Genomic DNA, 17,596 nt, shown 5'->3' with positions numbered 1-17,596 from the left:
AAAGTATGATAAAAGTCATGTACACCATTTAATATCCAGCAAAATTAAAATTAAGCATCTGCTTGGTTTTATGATAAATATGTGGGAATTGGTTTCTGAATTCAACAGGCGTTTCAATAAAAGTCTCAATAATTACTGCTATAAACTCATATTGGTTCGTAAACGCATATTCACGAAAATACTGTGATGCTATTAATCGTTCTCTTAAAGATTTTTCATTAGATAATAAATCAGTTAGCTCCCTAAACGAATCAGAAAAAATAGTAGAGCTCACATCACGTTCCTTCATACTGTTGATATGAATGGCATGAGCAAACTCATGAATTCCCAAATTTAAATTATCATTTTCAATATCATAACCTTCTAAAAAATGCTTCCAAGAAAACACCAATGCTCCTAATTTGGGATTTAATTCTCCTTTATGATATGCACCATTGACATTGGAAAAAAATTCATCAGGATAAATAAATATTTTACCAACCAACCCAATATAAAAATCCCTAAACCCAAAAGTAAGCATAACTGCTGTAGCTGAAATAAGCACTTTCATTTGGTCTGTAACAGCCAAACCCTCTCTACCTATAAATGTTTTATCCTTAATAAAAGAGGCTACTCGATGCTCAAAATAGCGCTGTTCCTTATCATGTAATTTGTTGAAAAATGAAAACTCATTTTTCAGTAATGACTTTTGGTCTTTGGATAAGGTTCTCATTATTCCCAAACCATGCCTATACAATGGTTTTTTTTTCTTCATGACATAGGTCATTTCATACATTTTAAATGCATAATGGAACATCATGTAAAAAAGTATGGCAAATAAAGACCCGAGAATGACCTTACTGATCATTGCGTTATCTTGAATTAACAACAGGTTTTGGTATAACATAAACTAGTAACGTTGCTGTGGCTATTAAAATTATGAGGGAATAATAAAAAAGAGGGAATGAAATATACGAATTTATCCGAAATGTTTACCACACAGTTTAAATGAAATCAAAATAGTGTGTTTTGAATATATATTTTCCAAAAGACATCCCTTTTTGGATATTGTCTAAACAAAAAAAATGCTCAAGTAAACTTGGCATTTTTTATTTTGACAATTATTAGTGACCGCGGAGGGATTCGAACCCCCAACCCTCAGAGCCGAAATCTGATATTCTATCCAATTGAACTACGCAGCCTTCACTTTATTTTTAATTTTTGTTTTAGGAATTGCCGACCAACACCTGTTTTAAAATATTTCTCTCTTTCTATAGATTCTTCTCTAGTTTCAAACGTTTCGAAATAAACCAGCTCCCATGGCAAGTAACCTTTAGTGGATTTAGTTTTTCCTACATTATGTTCTATTATTCGGTTATCCAAATTATCTGTATGCCCTTTGTACAATCTACCATCAACTTCACTACTCAATACGTATTTAAAATACTTGTCCATAAACCGAAATCTGATATTCCCTGCCTGCCGGCAGGCAGGTATCCAGTTGAACTACGCAGCCTATTTTATTATTGTGAAAGTTTGGCTTTAACAATATTTGAAATGGTTTTTCCATCGGCTTGACCTGCCAGCTCTTTGCTGACAATACCCATCACTCTACCCATATCTTTCATCCCTTCAGCACCTATACTATCAATTGTAGCTACCACAACACCTTCTATCTCCTCTTCAGACAATGCTTCCGGTAAAAACTGACTTATTACTTCAGCTTCAGCCAATTCCGGTGCAGCTAAATCTTCTCTACCTTGTTCAATAAAAATGGCAGCACTATCCTTACGCTGTTTAACCTGCTTTTGTAATATTTTAAGCTCTTGTTCTTCGGTTAAATCTGTTTGTGCTCCCGTTTCTGTTTTTGCTAACAAAATTGCAGATTTAATTGCTCGTAATGCTGTTAAAGCTGTTTGATTTTTAGTTTTCATTGCCTCTTTCATGGCAGTCATAACATCATCCTGTAAACTCATACTACTTTAAATTTGTTGCGAAGATAAAAAGAAAACCCGAAAATTACTTAAGAAGTTTCTCGGGCTTTCAATGAAGTTTAAACACTAAACTTAATTTGCTATTAATCTACGTTGTCGTGCAAAAACGAATTATTGTTCCTCAATTGGATATCATCATTATCATCTAAACTCAAACTGGTGCTAGACCTGTTTGATTCTGATGACGGTTTTGAATCATCTAAATCAACCCCTTGTCTTTTATAAGCAGGCACCTTCTCGATATCATCAATCTTGGCGTTGTTAAACTTATAATTGAAATCCTTCATCTTACGACGTCTTTCTTCAGCTCGTTCTTTAAGCATTTCTGAAATAGGACTATTCATAGGATCAAACTCTTCTTCCTGCTTTTCTTCTTCTTTGACTTTTGATTCAACCACCTTTTTTTCAAATACCACTTCAGAATCCTCTATTTCAATTTTTTCTTTTACCTGCGGTTCTGCTTGGGTTTGATTCATATTGGACTCCAATTCAATATAGTCGTCAAGTGCATAACGCACTTCACCTTCTTCATTAGATTCCGTAACGGTTATGAGCTCTATGTAGTCTTTTACAGGAAGCTTTTTAATATTTTCCTCTAATTCGTGGACTACCATATCATCACCTTTATTTTCAATTGAAGCAGATTCACTAATAGGTAAATCAAATGTCAATGTGATTTGTTGTTCTTCTTCCGATTCATCAACAACATCTTCAACCTCAATCTTGGTATTCATTTCAGTTATTACGAAGTCATCTTCTTGGACCTCGGTTAAAAACTCATCATAAACAACATCAATATTTTTGATTTCATCGGTTGTGGCAATCAAATCATTTTCTATATGATTTGTTTTAGATGTAGTCTCGTCCACTTCATCCAATTCATCTAAATCTAAAGTATGCTTTACTACTGGATTCTCTTGCCTTTCTTCTAACTCAATATTTGGTGTAATAATGGCAGGCTCGCGCATTTTTCTAGATAGGTCCTGTTCCATTGATTGATCATCCTCTAAAGCATGAATCACCTTTTTAGCCTCTGTATTGGATATTTCATCCTGTTGATCCATATCAAATCCTGTAGCAATAATAGTTACTGCAATAGATTCTTCTAAAGCCTCATCTTCACCTACACCCATGATAATATTGGCTCCATGACCTGCTTCATCTTGAATGTGATCATTTATTTCACCTATTTCATCAATAGTAATTTCTTGTGATCCAGATACTATTAGCAGCAATACGTTTTTAGCACCTGTAATTTTATTATCATTCAATAACGGTGAATCCAAAGCCTTTCTAATAGCTTCTTTTGCACGGTCTTGACCGGAAGCTGTAGAAGAACCCATAATGGCAGTCCCACTATTGCTTAAAACCGTTTTGGCATCACGTAAATCGATATTTTGAGTATAGTGATGCGTAATGACTTCAGCAATACCTCTAGCAGCAGTTGATAATACCTCATCTGCTTTTGAGAATCCGGCTTTAAAGCCTAGGTTTCCATAGACCTCACGAAGTTTATTATTGTTTATTACAACCAAAGAATCTACAACATCACGAAGTTTTTCGATACCAATTTGAGCTTGTTGGTTACGCATTTTACCCTCAAACTGAAATGGCATAGTAACAATTCCCACCGTAAGGATATCTAAATCTTTAGCCATTTTTGCAATGATAGGTGCAGCACCTGTGCCAGTACCACCACCCATTCCTGCAGTTATAAATACCATTTTGGTGTTGGTATCTAACATTCCTTGAATGTCTTCAAAACTTTCTACAGCGGCTTTTTCCCCAACATCAGGGTTAGCACCTGCTCCCAGTCCTTCCGTCAGGTTGACACCCAATTGAATCTTATTTGGCACACCACTGTTTTGAAGAGCTTGTGCATCTGTATTACAGATAACAAAATCAACTCCTTTGATGCCTTGCTGGAACATGTGATTAATGGCATTACTACCACCGCCACCAACTCCAATAACTTTGATAACATTTGATTGATTCTTTGGTAAATCAAATGAAATACTTGGTTCGAATTCCTTGTTGCTGCTCATGAATTACGTTTATTTAATTTTTATTTTTTTTTAATTGTCTATTGACTATTCTGCGTTATCTAAAAAATCTTTTACGCGATCAGTTAATTTGTCTAAAAATGATCGTCTTTCTGGTTTTGGGGCTTCAATGACGTCTTCGCTTTCTACGTTTTCGTTGGACTCTTGTTCATTCACGGCCTCTACATAGGCTGCCTCCACTTTCTTACGTTCTTGTCTTTTCAATCCGTCCATTACCAACCCTACAGCCGTGGCATATAACGGACTGGTAACTTCATCATCACTATCACCAGCCAAATGCTCATTTGGAAATCCAATTCGGGTATCCATTCCGGTAATATATTCAACCAACTGTTTTAAATGTTTAAGTTGGCTTCCGCCTCCTGTTAAAACAATACCAGCGATTAATTTTTTCTTTTGTTCTTCGTGCCCGTAATTTTTAATTTCAACATAAACCTGTTCAATAATTTCAACTACCCGAGCATGAATAATTTTAGAAAGGTTCTTTAAAGTTATTTCCTTGGGCTCTCTACCTCTCAATCCAGGTATAGACACAATTTCATTTTCTTTGTTTTCTCCTGGCCAAGCTGATCCAAACTTAATTTTTAATAGTTCAGCTTGCTTTTCTATAATAGAACAACCTTCCTTGATATCTTCCGTTATAACATTACCGCCAAACGGAATAACAGCCGTATGACGAATGATACCATCTCTAAATATGGCCAAATCTGTTGTTCCGCCTCCAATATCGATTAGCGCAACACCAGCTTCTTTTTCTTCTTGACTTAATACTGCATTCGAAGAAGCCAAAGGCTCTAATGTGATTCCTTCCAAATTCAAACCAGCACTTTGAACACAACGACCTATATTTCTAATGGATGATACCTGTCCAACCACAACGTGAAAGTTAGCCTCCAATCGACCGCCATACATACCTATAGGCTCTTTTATTTCTGCTTGACCATCGACTTTATATTCTTGAGGAAGCACATGAATAATTTCTTCGCCTGGTAACATGACCAATTTGTGAACTTGATTGATGAGCCTATCAATATCATCTTCATCAATAACCAAATCAGAATTTGGGCGTGTGATATAATCACTGTGTTGTAAACTTCTTATATGTTGACCAGCAATACCAACGGTTACATCTTCTATTTTCATCTCGGATGCCAACTCGGCTTCCTGAACCGCTAATTGAATAGATTGGATAGTCTGTGTTATATTATTCACAACGCCTCTATGGACACCAAGACTTTTTGATTTTCCAATACCTAAAATCTCAACTTTACCATACTCATTCTTTCGACCTATCATGGCCACTATTTTAGTGGTTCCAATATCTAATCCTATTGCAATATTTCCTTCCATAGTTTAAGATTTAGTGCCTATCACTTGACTATCAAATTGTAGATTAATCCTACTATATTTATCCATTAAATTTTCTTTGGTTGCTTTTTTATAAAACACTTTTAGATTATTTATTTTTTTATCTAATTGTTTTAAACTACCAACAAACACCTCAAAATTGCATTGTCTCAATCGTAACGAGATATTTCCATCAGAATCTTGATTAATTGTTGTCACGTGTTTCTTTAAAAAAATATCCTCTTCAACTTTTCTTGCCATTTTATAGACATTCTGCAAGTTATTTTTATCTACATGTCCCGCAACAATTGGTACTCTAGCAGTATAATTTGTTGACAAAGGCATAAAACTTCCTTGGTCGTCTATATAAAAGGGCGACGAGTTTTGCACTCGCGCGATAGGTTTTTTTTGTTCTATTTCAGCTGTCAATTTGCCGTTAACCCCAACAAACACTTCAGCTGAACGAATCATTGGATTTAAATTTAGGGCAGTCTCCAATTGATTCAAATCTAAAATTTCTTTAGGGACATTCTTAACACCTGCTTGATTTTGTATTAACAATTTACTAACAGCCTCATGCGTGATAAAAAGATTTTCCTCGCCTTTAAAAATTATCTCGGTTTCCGATACTTTTCGTTTACTATTTTTGGCACTTGAAAACGCATACAACACTACCACCAACAGTAGTATAACAATCATTTTTATGTAGTTCCAATTAACTCGCATGCAATAGTGCTTGTTTTATATGTTTTACTTCATCACCAATATCTCCAGCTCCAATTGTAAGTACGACATTTGCTGTACTTTCTTTAATTTTAGAGATTAAATTTGCTTTTTTAACTAATTGCTTATTGGAATTTTTAATTTTATCTAACAACCATTGTGAAGTCACTCCCGGAATAGGCAGTTCTCTTGCTGGATAAATATCCAATAAAATGACTTCGTCAAACTTTGAAAGACTCTCTGCAAATTCTTCAACAAAATCCCGAGTTCTACTATACAAATGCGGTTGAAATACAGCTAAAACTTTTTTAGTTGGATACATTTCCCTTACAGCTTGGTGTACCGCATTAATTTCTTCGGGATGATGGGCATAATCATCAATGTACACCACATCATCATTTTTTATGTGATAAGAAAAACGTCTTTTAACCCCTTTATAAGATGCTAAAGCTTTGGCGAGCTGCTGGTGAGGGCAACCAAACTCTGCAGCCATCGCCAAGGCTATTAATGCATTCGACAGATTATGTCTACCAGGTAGGTTAAATTTGAATTTTTCAAGAGTTGTTTTTGGTGTTTTGACATCAAAAACATAAACTCCATTTTCTATTTTTAAATTGACAATGGAATAATCGGAATCGTCTTCAATTCCATAGGTAATTCCATTTATTGGCAATCCACTCTTAACAAATAGTTTACCATTTTGTTTTATTTTATTTGCGAATTCTTTAAAAGACTTTTGTAACTCTTCGGCATCACCGTAAATATCTAAATGATCAGCATCCATTGATGTGATACAAGCAAAATCAGGAGAGAGGGTCAAAAATGACCGATCGAATTCATCGGCTTCGACAACAGTCACTTCTGTGCCATTGATAATTAAATTAGATTGGTAATTTTCACTGATACCCCCTAAAAATGCCGTAACTGGAACATCACATGCATTTAGCAGGTGCCCCAAAATACTGGTTGTTGTTGTTTTTCCGTGGGTTCCTGCTACTGCCAAACATTGCGTGTTTTCAGTAATGAGGCCTAAAACTGCTGCACGTTTCATAACCTTAAATCCATTTTCATTGAAATACGCCAATTCCGCGTGGTTTTTTGGAATGGCAGGTGTATAGACAACTAAAGTTTTACTTGGATCTAAAAATGTGGATTCAATATTATTTACAGCATCCTCAAAATGTACGGACATACCCAAACCTATCAATGAATCTGTTATATCTGATTTGGTTTTATCGTATCCAGAAACCTGTTTTTTATTAGCATGAAAATACCGAGCAAGAGCACTCATGCCAATACCTCCAATCCCAATAAAATAAACATTATCAATGGTTTCTAGATTCATTTTTTTACTTTCAATAATTTATCAACTTCATCAGCTATTTGACTCGTTGCATTAACCAAGGCTAATTTTCTTATATTTTGTCCTAATTGCTTCTGTCTTTCAGGCGATACCATTAATTGGGTAAACTTATTTTGAAAATCAACTTCCAAATCTGCCTCTCTTATCAATACTGCAGCATCTTCATCAACAATCGCTTGAGCATTTTTGGCTTGATGATCTTCAGCTACATTTGGAGACGGAATAAAAATAACTGGCTTACCAACGATACATAATTCAGATACCGAACTGGCACCTGCTCTTGAAATAATGATATCAGCAGTTGCATAGGCGCATGCCATGTCATTTATAAAAGCGTGCACCTGAATATGCTTGGTATGACCATAAATTTTATACTGGTCGTAGTATAGCTTACCACACTGCCAAATAATCTGAATATTATGCGTCAGCAAATAGTCCAGTTCCTTTTCAATCAATTCATTAATCCGTCTAGACCCTAAACTTCCTCCTAACACCAGCAATGTTCTCTTCTCTTTTTCTAAACCGAATAAGGCAAATGCATCCTGCCTTTTATTTTCAATATCCAACAGATCTTGCCTTACAGGATTCCCAGTTTTTATGATTTTATCCTTAGGAAAAAAGCGTTCCAAACCATCATAAGCCACACAAATGGTATTGGCTTTTTTAGACAGCAACTTGTTGGTTATACCAGGATAAGAATTTTGTTCTTGAATTAATGACGGAATCCCTTTTGAAGTTGCCACTTGTAATAAAGGCCCACTCGCAAACCCTCCAGTTCCAATAACAACGTCAGGCTTAAATCGTTTTACAACTTTTCTAGCCTTATATAAACTACTCAACAGCTTAAAAGGAAAGCTCAAGTTTTTAAGGGTTAGTTTTCTTTGTATGCCTGAAATCCATAATCCAACAATATCATAACCTGCTTGAGGAACTTTATCCATTTCCATACGATCTTTGGCTCCAACAAATAAAAATTCAGCATTTTGATGACGGGATTTTAATTCATTGGCAATAGCAATAGCCGGATAGATGTGACCTCCTGTTCCACCTCCTGATAATATGATTTTGTAGTTACTCATTAAATCGTTTCAGATAAAATTTCTAACGGATTTTCATTGTCCAATTCCTGCTCTTTTAGCTCTTCTCTTTTGGCACTGACACTCAATATGATTCCAATGGCTAAACACGTCATCCAAATAGATGTTCCACCACTACTAATTAACGGTAACGTTTGACCAGTAACAGGAAACAGCTCCACAGCAACAGCCATGTTTATCAATGCTTGAAACACTATAGGAAGTCCAACACCCAATACCAATAACTTGCCAAATATGGTATCTGATTTTTGAGAGGCAATAACTATTCTAAACAAAAGCCACAAATAGAAAATCATTAATGTAAAACCTCCTAACAACCCGTATTCTTCGACTATAATTGCAAATATGAAATCAGAAGATGATTGCGGCAAAAAGTTTTTCTGCTTACTCTTACCTGGACCCACGCCTCTGACACCTCCTGAAGCAATGGCTATTTTAGCTTTTTCGATTTGATAGTCAGCTTCAGTTACTTCATCAGATGAGAAGTTTTCAATTCGACTCATCCATGTGTCAATTCTATTGGGCATAACATCCGGAAATGCTTTTGCTATAAGTACAAAAAACACCAATCCAATAATTCCTGAACCAATAATGATTCCTAAATACTTAATCGGATAACCTCCTAAGAAAACTAGCACAATCACCATTAAAAACATGATCGCAGCAGTTGAGAAATTGGCAGGCAAAATCAGCACCAAAACCAAGAAAACAGGAATCCAAAGCGGCAATATGGATTCTTTAAATGTGATGTCCTTATCCTTTACTTTAGACATATATCTTGCCACATAAACCATTAAAACCACAAATGCAAAAGTCGATGTTTGAAAAGACATGTTCACAATAGGTATTTGAATCCATCTACTAGCATTTGCCCCTTCTATAGTTGTTCCTTGCAGCATGGTTATAACCAGTAGTACGATCACCACTGGCATCATAATCATGGATAACCCTTTAAAATACCTATAGGGTATTTTATGAACCCCATACATAATGGCAAAACCTAAAAACAAGTGCATTAAGTGCTTAACGAAGTAGGTAAATGTATTCCCGTTACCTCCAATGTAAGCTAGATTACTGGCAGCACTATAAACAGGCAAAAACGAGAAAATAGCCAATAATGCCGCTATTGCCCAAATTAACCGATCACCTTTAATGTTTTTAAATACTGCTTGCATATAAATCCTATAGGTTTCTTACAGCATCTTTAAACTGTCTTCCTCGGTCTTCATAGTTTTCAAACAAATCGAAACTTGCACAGGCTGGTGAGAGTAAAACATTGTCACCTGATTTTGCAATTTTATAAGCTATTTTAACTGCCTCACTCATGTATTGTGTTTCCACAATAATATCAACCATTGATGAAAAATTCTCAAGTAATTTTTGATTATCAACACCCAAACAGATAATGGCCTTTACTTTTTCATTGACAAAGGGAAACAATTCAGTGTAGTCGTTACCTTTATCTTGGCCACCCACAATCCAAACAGTTGGCGCTTCCATGCTTTCCAAAGCATAATAGGTTGCATTGACATTAGTTGCTTTTGAGTCATTGATATACTGAACTTTGTTGATTTTCAATACATGTTCTAACCGATGCTCCACACCGTGAAAATTTTCCAAGCTCTCTCTAATAGTCTGTTTTCTAATTTTTAATAAGTGAGCAACTGTAGAAGCTGCCATGGCATTTTTAATATTGTGTTTTCCTTCTAATGCTAAATCCTTTGTTGGCATAATTATCTGGTTGTTATCAATTGTTATTTTTATGTTTTCATTTTCTAAAAAAGCACCATTTTCAAAAGTTTGAACCAATGAAAAAGGCAATAAAGTTGATTGAATTGGGTGCAGCTCTAACCAATTTGATATAACAGGGTCATCCCCATCATAAATTAGATAGTCATTTGAATCTTGATTCATAGCAATCCTAAATTTGGAGGCTATGTAGTTTTCAAATTTATAATCGTATCTATCTAAATGATCTGGTGTGATGTTTGTAATTACCGCTATATGTGGTTTAAAATCCTTACAATCATCCAATTGAAAACTGCTGATTTCCAATACGTAATTCTCAAAATCATCTTCTAAAACTTGTTTTGCAAAACTGGTGCCTATATTACCTCCTAAACCTACTGACAGTTGCTGCTTAAGAATATGATAGGTCAATGATGCCGTGGTAGTTTTGCCGTTACTCCCAGTGATTCCCACAATAGTAGCATCGGTATATTTTGATGCAAATTCTATTTCGGAAATCACGGGAATGTTGGCTGCTATTAATCTCTGGACCAAATCCACCTTTGGCGGAATACCAGGGCTTTTCATTACTAAATCTGCATTCAAAATTTTGGATTCCGTATGCTTTTCGTCTTCCCAATCAATCTCATTATTTTCAAGAACGTCTTGATATTTTGGTTTAATTTTCCCCTTATCGGAAACAAAAACTTCATATCCTTTGGCCTTACCTAATAAAGCAGTTCCAACACCGCTTTCTCCTCCACCTAAAACCACAAGCCTTTTCATGCTATCTAATTTTCAATGTCACAATAGAAATAATGGCTAACAGTATCCCGACAATCCAGAATCTGGTAACAATTTTACTTTCATGATATCCTGATTTTTGATAGTGATGATGTAGTGGCGACATTTTAAAAATGCGCCTTCCTTCACCATATTTTTTTCTGGTATATTTAAACCAACTGACCTGCATGACCACCGATAAATTTTCGGCCAGAAAAATGCCGCACAATACAGGTATCAACCATTCCTTCCTGACTGCTATAGCTATCACTGCTATAATGCCGCCAATGGTCAAACTTCCTGTATCTCCCATAAAAACTTGAGCTGGATAGGTGTTATACCATAAAAACCCAATTAATGCTCCTACAAATGCAGCTATGTAAATGGTAATTTCTTCAACTCTAGGTATATACATGATGTTCAAATATTGAGAGAAAATGATATTACCTGAAACCCAAGCAAATATTCCTAAAGTCAATACGATAATGGCCGATGTACCAGCAGCAAGTCCATCTATACCGTCAGTCAAGTTGGCGCCGTTTGAAACAGCGGTTATAATAAAAATGCTCACCAAAATGAAAATAACCCAAGCATATTGCTTTAAATTTGGGCTAATCCAAGTGATTAAGTCGGAGTAATCAAACTCATTATTTTTAACAAAAGGGATAGTGGTTTTTGTAGATTTTTCTTCTACATCAAACAATTTAGCAGCCGGTAAATCTGGATTTTCAGCAAGCAAAACTCTTTGTTCCTCAATAGGCAGTTCTTCTTTAATAGTTACATCATTACTAAAGAATAGTGTTGCTCCAACAATGATTCCTAGACCAACCTGACCTAATACCTTAAACCTCCCTTTCAAGCCTTCCTTATCATTTTTAAACTTTTTAATGTAATCGTCAATAAAGCCAATGGTTCCCATCCAAACAGTTGTGACTATTAATAGGATGACATAAATATTTTCAAGTTTTGCCAATAACAAAACAGGGATAAGCGTTGCTAAAATGATAATGATTCCTCCCATTGTTGGGGTTCCTGCTTTTTCAACTTGCCCTTCTAGACCTAAATCCCGTATGGTTTCACCAACTTGTTGTCTTCTTAGAAACTTGATGATGCGTTTCCCAAAAATGGTCGATATCAGCAACGACAGTATGATAGCCATAGCAGCTCTAAAGGTTATAAACCCAAATAATGATGCTCCAGGAAATTGGTACTGTTTTTCTAGATATTCAAATAGGTAATACAACATATGGTCTTTATTTCTGTAATTGCTTTAAAAATTCTTTCACTATTTTAAAATCATCAAAATCAAATCGCTCTCCCCTTATTTCCTGATAGGTTTCATGACCTTTTCCAGCTATTAGGATAATATCATTACTATTAGCCATTTGGCAGGCTGTTTTAATAGCCTGTTTTCTATCGGTTATGGAAATGGTTTTTTTGAAATTTTGAGGTTCCACACCGGCTTCTATCTCACTAATAATTGTTTCAGGATTTTCACTTCTTGGATTATCGCTGGTGAAAATCACCTTGGTACTCAAGGCAGAAGCGATATGCCCCATTTTAGGCCGTTTCGTTTTATCTCGATCTCCACCACAACCAACAACTGTTATAAGCTCTTCATTCTTTGTACGAATACTGTTAATAGTTTCAAGGACATTTTTTAAGGCATCTGGTGTATGAGCATAGTCCACAATAGCTGTAATTTTATCATCAGAAATCAAATACTGAAAGCGCCCTGAGACACTTTCTAACTCACTAATAAGCCTTAAAATCTCAACTTTTTCCAGACCAAGTAATTCGGCTGTTGCGTAAATAGCAAGAACATTATAAGCGTTAAAGTTTCCAATCAATCTTGTCCAGACTTCACTGTCATTTATTTTAAGCAGTAGTCCGCCAAATTGATTTTCAAGAATTTGAGCGTTATAATCTCCATAACTTTTAAGAGCATAGGTGAATTTTCTGGCTTTGGTATTTTGAAGCATGACAAGTCCATTCTTGTCATCAATATTGACCAAAGCAAAAGCTTTTTCAGACAACCCATCAAAAAACGACTTTTTAACATCTCGGTATTCGGCAAAACTTTTATGATAATCTAAATGATCGTGAGAAAGGTTGGTAAAAATACCCCCTTCAAACTTCAGCCCTTCGGTTCGTTTTTGATGTATTCCATGAGAACTAACCTCCATAAAACAATATTCAACACCAACTTCGCTCATCTCCATTAAATACTTATTAATTGTCAATGAATCAGGTGTTGTATGTGTTGCTTTGTATTCAATATCATCAACCATAATTCTTACAGTTGATAGTAACCCTACTTTGTAGCCTGCTCTTTTGAATAACTGATACAGGAGCGTAGCAATTGTTGTTTTGCCATTAGTTCCCGTGACACCTACCAATCGTAAATTATCAGAAGGCGTACCGTAATAATTTGACGCCATAATTGCCAAAGCACTTGAAGAGTTTTCGACCTCCACATAAGTTACTTCTGGTTCTAATTTTATTGGTAGTTTTTCACAGATAACTGCGGTACAACCATTAGACAAAGCCTTTTCAATAAAATCGTGTCCGTTTGACTGGGTCCCTACAATGGCCACAAAGACATCGTTTTTTGATACTTTCCTGGAATCAAACTCAATTTTATTGACCGGAACATTTGTTGAACCAGCAACAGCATTCAAAGTAACTTTGTATAAAATATCTTTTAAAGTCATCATGATGCGTTTATTATTACTGTTTGATTCCGTTTAATTTTATCGCCTTTAGTTATAGACTGTGATTTTACTTCACCAACACCTTGAGTTCTGACCTTAAGACCCATATTTTCAAGTATGGCAACGGCATCCATGGTTGGCAATCCAACAACATTAGGCATGATCGTTTTATGCTTTTCAGAAATATCATAATAGCGTTCATACTCCTTATCAATAGCAGCATGTTGGATTTCCAAGGATTCCACCTCATCAATCAAAGGCGTATCCGTAAATATTTTTTGAGCAATTCTTTTGAATACAGGTCCTGTTACATCAGCTCCGTAATAACCTTTTACAACACTAGGCTTATGAATAACAACTATACAGGAATATTTTGGGTTCTCGGCTGGAAAATAACCCGCAAAAGACGACACATATCGTCTATTCTTTTCCCAATCAGGCATCCAATATTCGGTTTTCGCCGTTCCTGTTTTACCTGCGATTGAAAAATAAGGGGAATACAAAGACTTACCTGTACCTCTCACCACAACATTTTTAAGAATAGCTTGAATTTCTTTGAGTGTTTTATCTGAACAAATTTTATTGTTCATAATCTCCCGATCAAAACTTTCAATTTGCCTATCCAACTCCTTGACCTCTCTGATAAATCGTGGTTTTACCATGACACCATTGTTGGCAATGGCATTGTAAAAGGTTAAAGTTTGCAACGGTGTCAACTCTAAATTATAACCATAGGACATCGAAGGCAATGCGTTTTTACTCCAATTTTTATGTCCAGGTGCATAAATTACTGGCATGCCCTCTCCGATAATTGGCAATCCCAGAGGCTGATCCAACTTCCAACTTTTTAATCTATTTAGAAATTTTTCAGGTGAATTGGCATAGTTATCATCAATAATTGTAGCTAAACCAATATTTGAAGAGACCTCTAATGCTCGAGCCGCGGATATTTTACCGTAACCACCGCGGTGAGAATCAGTTAGATATCGACCATAAAACATTTTACGCCCTCTTTTTGTGTCCACAATTGTTGACGTATCAATAACTTTATCTTCCAATGCTGCCATCAACGACATCACCTTGAAAGTAGATCCTGGCTCATGAGATTCCCCAACAGCATAATTCAATTTTTCATAATAGGTTCCCTTCTCGGTTCTTCCCAGATTAGAAATAGCTCTTACCTCACCAGTTGCAACTTCCATAACTACAACACAACCATGTTCCGCTTCATAATATTCCAATTGTTGCAACAAGGCATGATGGGCAATATCCTGAATGTTGACACTAATTGTTGTATAAATATCATAGCCATCTTTTGGTTCAACTTGGTTGTAATCAGCTATGGGTTTCCATTGCCCTTTTCCGATTCTTTGTTTTAATCGGTGGCCATCTTTCCCTCTCAAATATTTAGTCCCAAAAGCACCATCCAATCCTGCTCTAGTGACATTGCCATCTTCATCTGATCGTTCATACCCAATGGAACGCTGTGCAATTCCACCCATTGGGTGCTCTCGTTTAGTATTTTGCTCTACAATTAATCCGCCTTTAAAGGCTCCTTGATTTAATAATGGAAAGTTTCTAACTCGGATATATTCTGAATAACCAATGTTTCGACTCAATAACAGGTATCTATTTTTATTGGCTCGTGCTTTTCGAATCGATCGTTCATAATAAGACGAAGGTTTACCTGAAAAAGCTGATAGTGAATCACAAAGTGGTTTTAAATATTTTTCAAAAGTTGTCGAAGATGGTGTCATGGCATCAATCCGGATATCGTATTTTGGAATTGAAGTAGCCAAAAGATTTCCATTGGCAGAATATACATTACCACGATTGGCAGGAATAACCACATTTTTTATAGTTCGCTCTTCGGCTAAACTGCGATATTTATCACCCTGTAAAAATTGAATACTTAACAGTTTAAAGATTACAGCTAAGGCGAAGATGAACATACATCCTGCTATAAAATACAATCGGTTCAATATGTTCTTCTCGTTTACTGCCAAGTTGAACTCAATTTTGTGATTTAACTTTAATTTTTGTGGGCGGTATTTCTGATATAGCTAATCCCATTTCCTTCATCTTCCTTTCCACAACTGTCTCCTTTTTTAATTCCATGAGCTTTTTACGACCATCAACAAAAGCTGATCGCATTTCTTTAGCCTCATTATTTAAACGTGCAATTTCATGTACTTTTTTATCTGCGCTATGCGAACTTGCAATCATGATTATAGCCAGCGCCGACAAAAACAAGATCATTCTCCAATTTTTAAAAGCGTCATCACTGACTAAAAATGTTCCTTTTAAAATGCTATATAATCCCTTTTTCATTATAACTTTTCAGCTATTCTTAATTTGGCACTTCGTGCACGGTTGTTATTTTTAATTTCTTCAGATGTTGGAACAATTAACCCACCTACTTTTTTGAATGGCACCTCATAATTTCCATACACATCCCTTTCTGGCTCTCCTTCAAATAGTCCATTTCTAATAAATCGTTTTACCAGTCGGTCTTCTAGCGAGTGATATGAAATCACACTTAATCGCCCACCTTTTTTAAGAACCTCTGGTGTTTGTATCAAGAATTCTTTTAAAACATCAATTTCTTGATTCACCTCTATTCGTATGGCCTGAAAAATTTGAGCTAACACTTTATTTTCTTTTTTATGATTCAAAAATGGCTTCAAAACCTCTTTTAGCTGATCACTGGTTTTTATGAAACCAGTATTCCTATTTTCAACAATCACCCTTGCCATAGCTGGTGCTTGACGCAATTCACCATATTGCCACAACAACTGCCTCAATTGATCTTCATCATATTCATTAACAACATGAAAAGCTGAAAGCGCATCATTTTGATTCATTCGCATGTCCAAATCGGCTTCAAATCGGGTTGAAAAACCGCGTTCTGCTACATCAAACTGATGTGAGGACACACCAAAATCAGCCAAAATCCCATGCACTTCTTTGACACCATAAAACCTTAAAAACCGTTTCAGGTATCTGAAGTTTTCATGAATAAGCGTAAAACGATCATCATCAATTGTATTTAAAAGAGCGTCTGGGTCTTGGTCAAATGCATATAGTCTGCCATTTTTTCCCAATCTTTTTAAGATCTCCCGACTATGTCCGCCGCCACCAAAAGTGACATCAACATAAACCCCATCTTCAACTATATTTAAGCCATCAACTGTTTCCTTGAGTAAAACGGGATTATGATATTCCATGGTCATCGTCATCTTGTCCCATTACTTCTTCAGCTAAATCAGCAAAATCGCCTGTAGCATCATCAATAGCCTGTTCATATTTTGTTTTATCCCAAATCTCAACAATGTTAATGGCTGAAGACACCACTATTTCTTTCGAAATATTTGCAAACACCACCAAATCTTTTGGAATCAATAATCGCCCTGTAGAATCAACTTCAATCATTTTCACTCCAGCAGTAAATCGACGGATGAAATCATTGTTCTTTTTCTTAAAACGGTTGAGTTTATTAACTTTTTGCATGAGAGATTCCCATTCCGTCATAGGGTACAACTCTAAACACGGTTGAAATACTGCTCGTTTGAGAACAAACCCATTTTGAAGCACGGGTGACAACTGCTTTTTTAAAGCAGCAGGCAACATCAATCGACCTTTTGAGTCCACCTTGCATTCGTATGTTCCTATTAATGAGTTCAAACCGCTATTTTCTAATTCTAGGGATTAAGTTTCAAATATATTGAAAATTATACCACATTTTACCACATTTTACCACTTTGTTGATAATTTTTCGATTAACAGCATATTTTTTGCGATTTGA

At 35.7% G+C, this 17,596-nt stretch carries 16 protein-coding genes and 1 tRNA gene; all 17 read right to left on the bottom strand.

The features are described from left to right. Positions 1-28 precede the first annotated feature (28 nt). On the bottom strand, positions 29-754 hold the full coding sequence (locus C1T31_RS03755) for a zinc-dependent peptidase (protein ID WP_243398892.1): 726 nt from the start codon (positions 752-754) through the stop codon (positions 29-31). 353 nt (positions 755-1,107) lie between these two features. Beyond that, positions 1,108-1,181: transfer RNA gene (locus tag C1T31_RS03750), tRNA-Arg, on the bottom strand. Position 1,182: 1 nt separating this feature from the next. Continuing rightward, a complete protein-coding gene (locus tag C1T31_RS03745; protein ID WP_103051103.1) occupies positions 1,183-1,434 on the bottom strand; it encodes a GIY-YIG nuclease family protein in 252 nt (83 codons plus the stop codon). A 68-nt stretch (positions 1,435-1,502) separates the two neighbouring features. Then, the gene (locus C1T31_RS03740) at positions 1,503-1,955 is read right to left on the bottom strand and encodes a GatB/YqeY domain-containing protein (protein ID WP_103051102.1); all 453 of its coding nucleotides are present in this window, start codon (positions 1,953-1,955) and stop codon (positions 1,503-1,505) included. A 101-nt stretch (positions 1,956-2,056) separates the two neighbouring features. After that, positions 2,057-4,018 (bottom strand): cell division protein FtsZ, encoded by a 1,962-nt coding sequence (gene ftsZ / locus C1T31_RS03735; protein ID WP_103051101.1) that lies wholly within the window; start codon positions 4,016-4,018, stop codon positions 2,057-2,059. A gap of 45 nt (positions 4,019-4,063) precedes the next feature. After that, positions 4,064-5,386, bottom strand: a complete 1,323-nt coding sequence (gene ftsA, locus C1T31_RS03730; protein WP_103051100.1) for a cell division protein FtsA — start codon at positions 5,384-5,386, stop codon at positions 4,064-4,066. A 3-nt stretch (positions 5,387-5,389) separates the two neighbouring features. Next, positions 5,390-6,082 carry a cell division protein FtsQ/DivIB gene (locus C1T31_RS03725; protein ID WP_243398891.1) on the bottom strand — a complete coding sequence of 231 codons (693 nt, stop codon included), beginning with the start codon at positions 6,080-6,082 and terminating at the stop codon, positions 5,390-5,392. A gap of 16 nt (positions 6,083-6,098) precedes the next feature. Continuing rightward, on the bottom strand, positions 6,099-7,451 hold the full coding sequence (gene murC / locus C1T31_RS03720) for a UDP-N-acetylmuramate--L-alanine ligase (protein ID WP_103051098.1): 1,353 nt from the start codon (positions 7,449-7,451) through the stop codon (positions 6,099-6,101). Further along, positions 7,448-8,548 carry an undecaprenyldiphospho-muramoylpentapeptide beta-N-acetylglucosaminyltransferase gene (gene murG / locus C1T31_RS03715; protein WP_103051097.1) on the bottom strand — a complete coding sequence of 367 codons (1,101 nt, stop codon included), beginning with the start codon at positions 8,546-8,548 and terminating at the stop codon, positions 7,448-7,450. Before murG ends, murC begins: the two co-directional genes overlap by 4 nt. Then, a complete protein-coding gene (locus C1T31_RS03710; protein WP_103051096.1) occupies positions 8,548-9,741 on the bottom strand; it encodes an FtsW/RodA/SpoVE family cell cycle protein in 1,194 nt (397 codons plus the stop codon). The genes murG and C1T31_RS03710 overlap by 1 nt, the downstream gene beginning before the upstream one ends. Positions 9,742-9,748: 7 nt before the next feature. Next, positions 9,749-11,080: a UDP-N-acetylmuramoyl-L-alanine--D-glutamate ligase gene (murD, locus tag C1T31_RS03705; protein WP_103051095.1), complete on the bottom strand. Its 1,332-nt coding sequence runs from the start codon at positions 11,078-11,080 to the stop codon at positions 9,749-9,751. Between the two features lies 1 nt (position 11,081). After that, on the bottom strand, positions 11,082-12,323 hold the full coding sequence (mraY, locus tag C1T31_RS03700) for a phospho-N-acetylmuramoyl-pentapeptide-transferase (RefSeq protein ID WP_103051094.1): 1,242 nt from the start codon (positions 12,321-12,323) through the stop codon (positions 11,082-11,084). A gap of 7 nt (positions 12,324-12,330) precedes the next feature. Then, positions 12,331-13,794 carry a UDP-N-acetylmuramoyl-L-alanyl-D-glutamate--2,6-diaminopimelate ligase gene (locus C1T31_RS03695; RefSeq protein ID WP_103051093.1) on the bottom strand — a complete coding sequence of 488 codons (1,464 nt, stop codon included), beginning with the start codon at positions 13,792-13,794 and terminating at the stop codon, positions 12,331-12,333. Further along, a complete protein-coding gene (locus C1T31_RS03690; RefSeq protein ID WP_103051092.1) occupies positions 13,791-15,743 on the bottom strand; it encodes a penicillin-binding protein in 1,953 nt (650 codons plus the stop codon). Before C1T31_RS03690 ends, C1T31_RS03695 begins: the two co-directional genes overlap by 4 nt. A 61-nt stretch (positions 15,744-15,804) precedes the next feature. Then, entirely contained in the window at positions 15,805-16,122 is a 318-nt protein-coding gene (locus tag C1T31_RS03685) for an FtsL-like putative cell division protein (RefSeq protein ID WP_103051091.1), read from the bottom strand. After that, positions 16,122-17,018 carry a 16S rRNA (cytosine(1402)-N(4))-methyltransferase RsmH gene (gene rsmH / locus C1T31_RS03680; protein WP_103051312.1) on the bottom strand — a complete coding sequence of 299 codons (897 nt, stop codon included), beginning with the start codon at positions 17,016-17,018 and terminating at the stop codon, positions 16,122-16,124. Before rsmH ends, C1T31_RS03685 begins: the two co-directional genes overlap by 1 nt. After that, complete coding sequence (gene mraZ / locus C1T31_RS03675; protein WP_103051090.1) at positions 17,005-17,475, bottom strand: division/cell wall cluster transcriptional repressor MraZ; 471 nt, start codon at positions 17,473-17,475, stop codon at positions 17,005-17,007. The genes rsmH and mraZ overlap by 14 nt, the downstream gene beginning before the upstream one ends. Between the last annotated feature and the right edge of the window lie 121 nt (positions 17,476-17,596).

The organism is Hanstruepera neustonica (genome assembly GCF_002895005.1).
Classification (GTDB): domain Bacteria; phylum Bacteroidota; class Bacteroidia; order Flavobacteriales; family Flavobacteriaceae; genus Hanstruepera; species Hanstruepera neustonica.
This window is presented reverse-complemented; position numbering and strand designations above follow the sequence as displayed.

What these genes read in the sequence shown, in the direction of transcription:
- C1T31_RS03755 (WP_243398892.1), bottom strand. Translation starts at nt 754, where the DNA reads ATGAAGAAAAAAAAACCATTGTATAGGCATGGTTTGGGAATAATGAGA.
- C1T31_RS03745 (WP_103051103.1), bottom strand. Translation starts at nt 1,434, where the DNA reads ATGGACAAGTATTTTAAATACGTATTGAGTAGTGAAGTTGATGGTAGA.
- C1T31_RS03740 (WP_103051102.1), bottom strand. Translation starts at nt 1,955, where the DNA reads ATGAGTTTACAGGATGATGTTATGACTGCCATGAAAGAGGCAATGAAA.
- ftsZ (WP_103051101.1), bottom strand. Translation starts at nt 4,018, where the DNA reads ATGAGCAGCAACAAGGAATTCGAACCAAGTATTTCATTTGATTTACCA.
- ftsA (WP_103051100.1), bottom strand. Translation starts at nt 5,386, where the DNA reads ATGGAAGGAAATATTGCAATAGGATTAGATATTGGAACCACTAAAATA.
- C1T31_RS03725 (WP_243398891.1), bottom strand. Translation starts at nt 6,082, where the DNA reads ATGATTGTTATACTACTGTTGGTGGTAGTGTTGTATGCGTTTTCAAGT.
- murC (WP_103051098.1), bottom strand. Translation starts at nt 7,451, where the DNA reads ATGAATCTAGAAACCATTGATAATGTTTATTTTATTGGGATTGGAGGT.
- murG (WP_103051097.1), bottom strand. Translation starts at nt 8,548, where the DNA reads ATGAGTAACTACAAAATCATATTATCAGGAGGTGGAACAGGAGGTCAC.
- C1T31_RS03710 (WP_103051096.1), bottom strand. Translation starts at nt 9,741, where the DNA reads ATGCAAGCAGTATTTAAAAACATTAAAGGTGATCGGTTAATTTGGGCA.
- murD (WP_103051095.1), bottom strand. Translation starts at nt 11,080, where the DNA reads ATGAAAAGGCTTGTGGTTTTAGGTGGAGGAGAAAGCGGTGTTGGAACT.
- mraY (WP_103051094.1), bottom strand. Translation starts at nt 12,323, where the DNA reads ATGTTGTATTACCTATTTGAATATCTAGAAAAACAGTACCAATTTCCT.
- C1T31_RS03695 (WP_103051093.1), bottom strand. Translation starts at nt 13,794, where the DNA reads ATGATGACTTTAAAAGATATTTTATACAAAGTTACTTTGAATGCTGTT.
- C1T31_RS03690 (WP_103051092.1), bottom strand. Translation starts at nt 15,743, where the DNA reads ATGTTCATCTTCGCCTTAGCTGTAATCTTTAAACTGTTAAGTATTCAA.
- C1T31_RS03685 (WP_103051091.1), bottom strand. Translation starts at nt 16,122, where the DNA reads ATGAAAAAGGGATTATATAGCATTTTAAAAGGAACATTTTTAGTCAGT.
- rsmH (WP_103051312.1), bottom strand. Translation starts at nt 17,018, where the DNA reads ATGGAATATCATAATCCCGTTTTACTCAAGGAAACAGTTGATGGCTTA.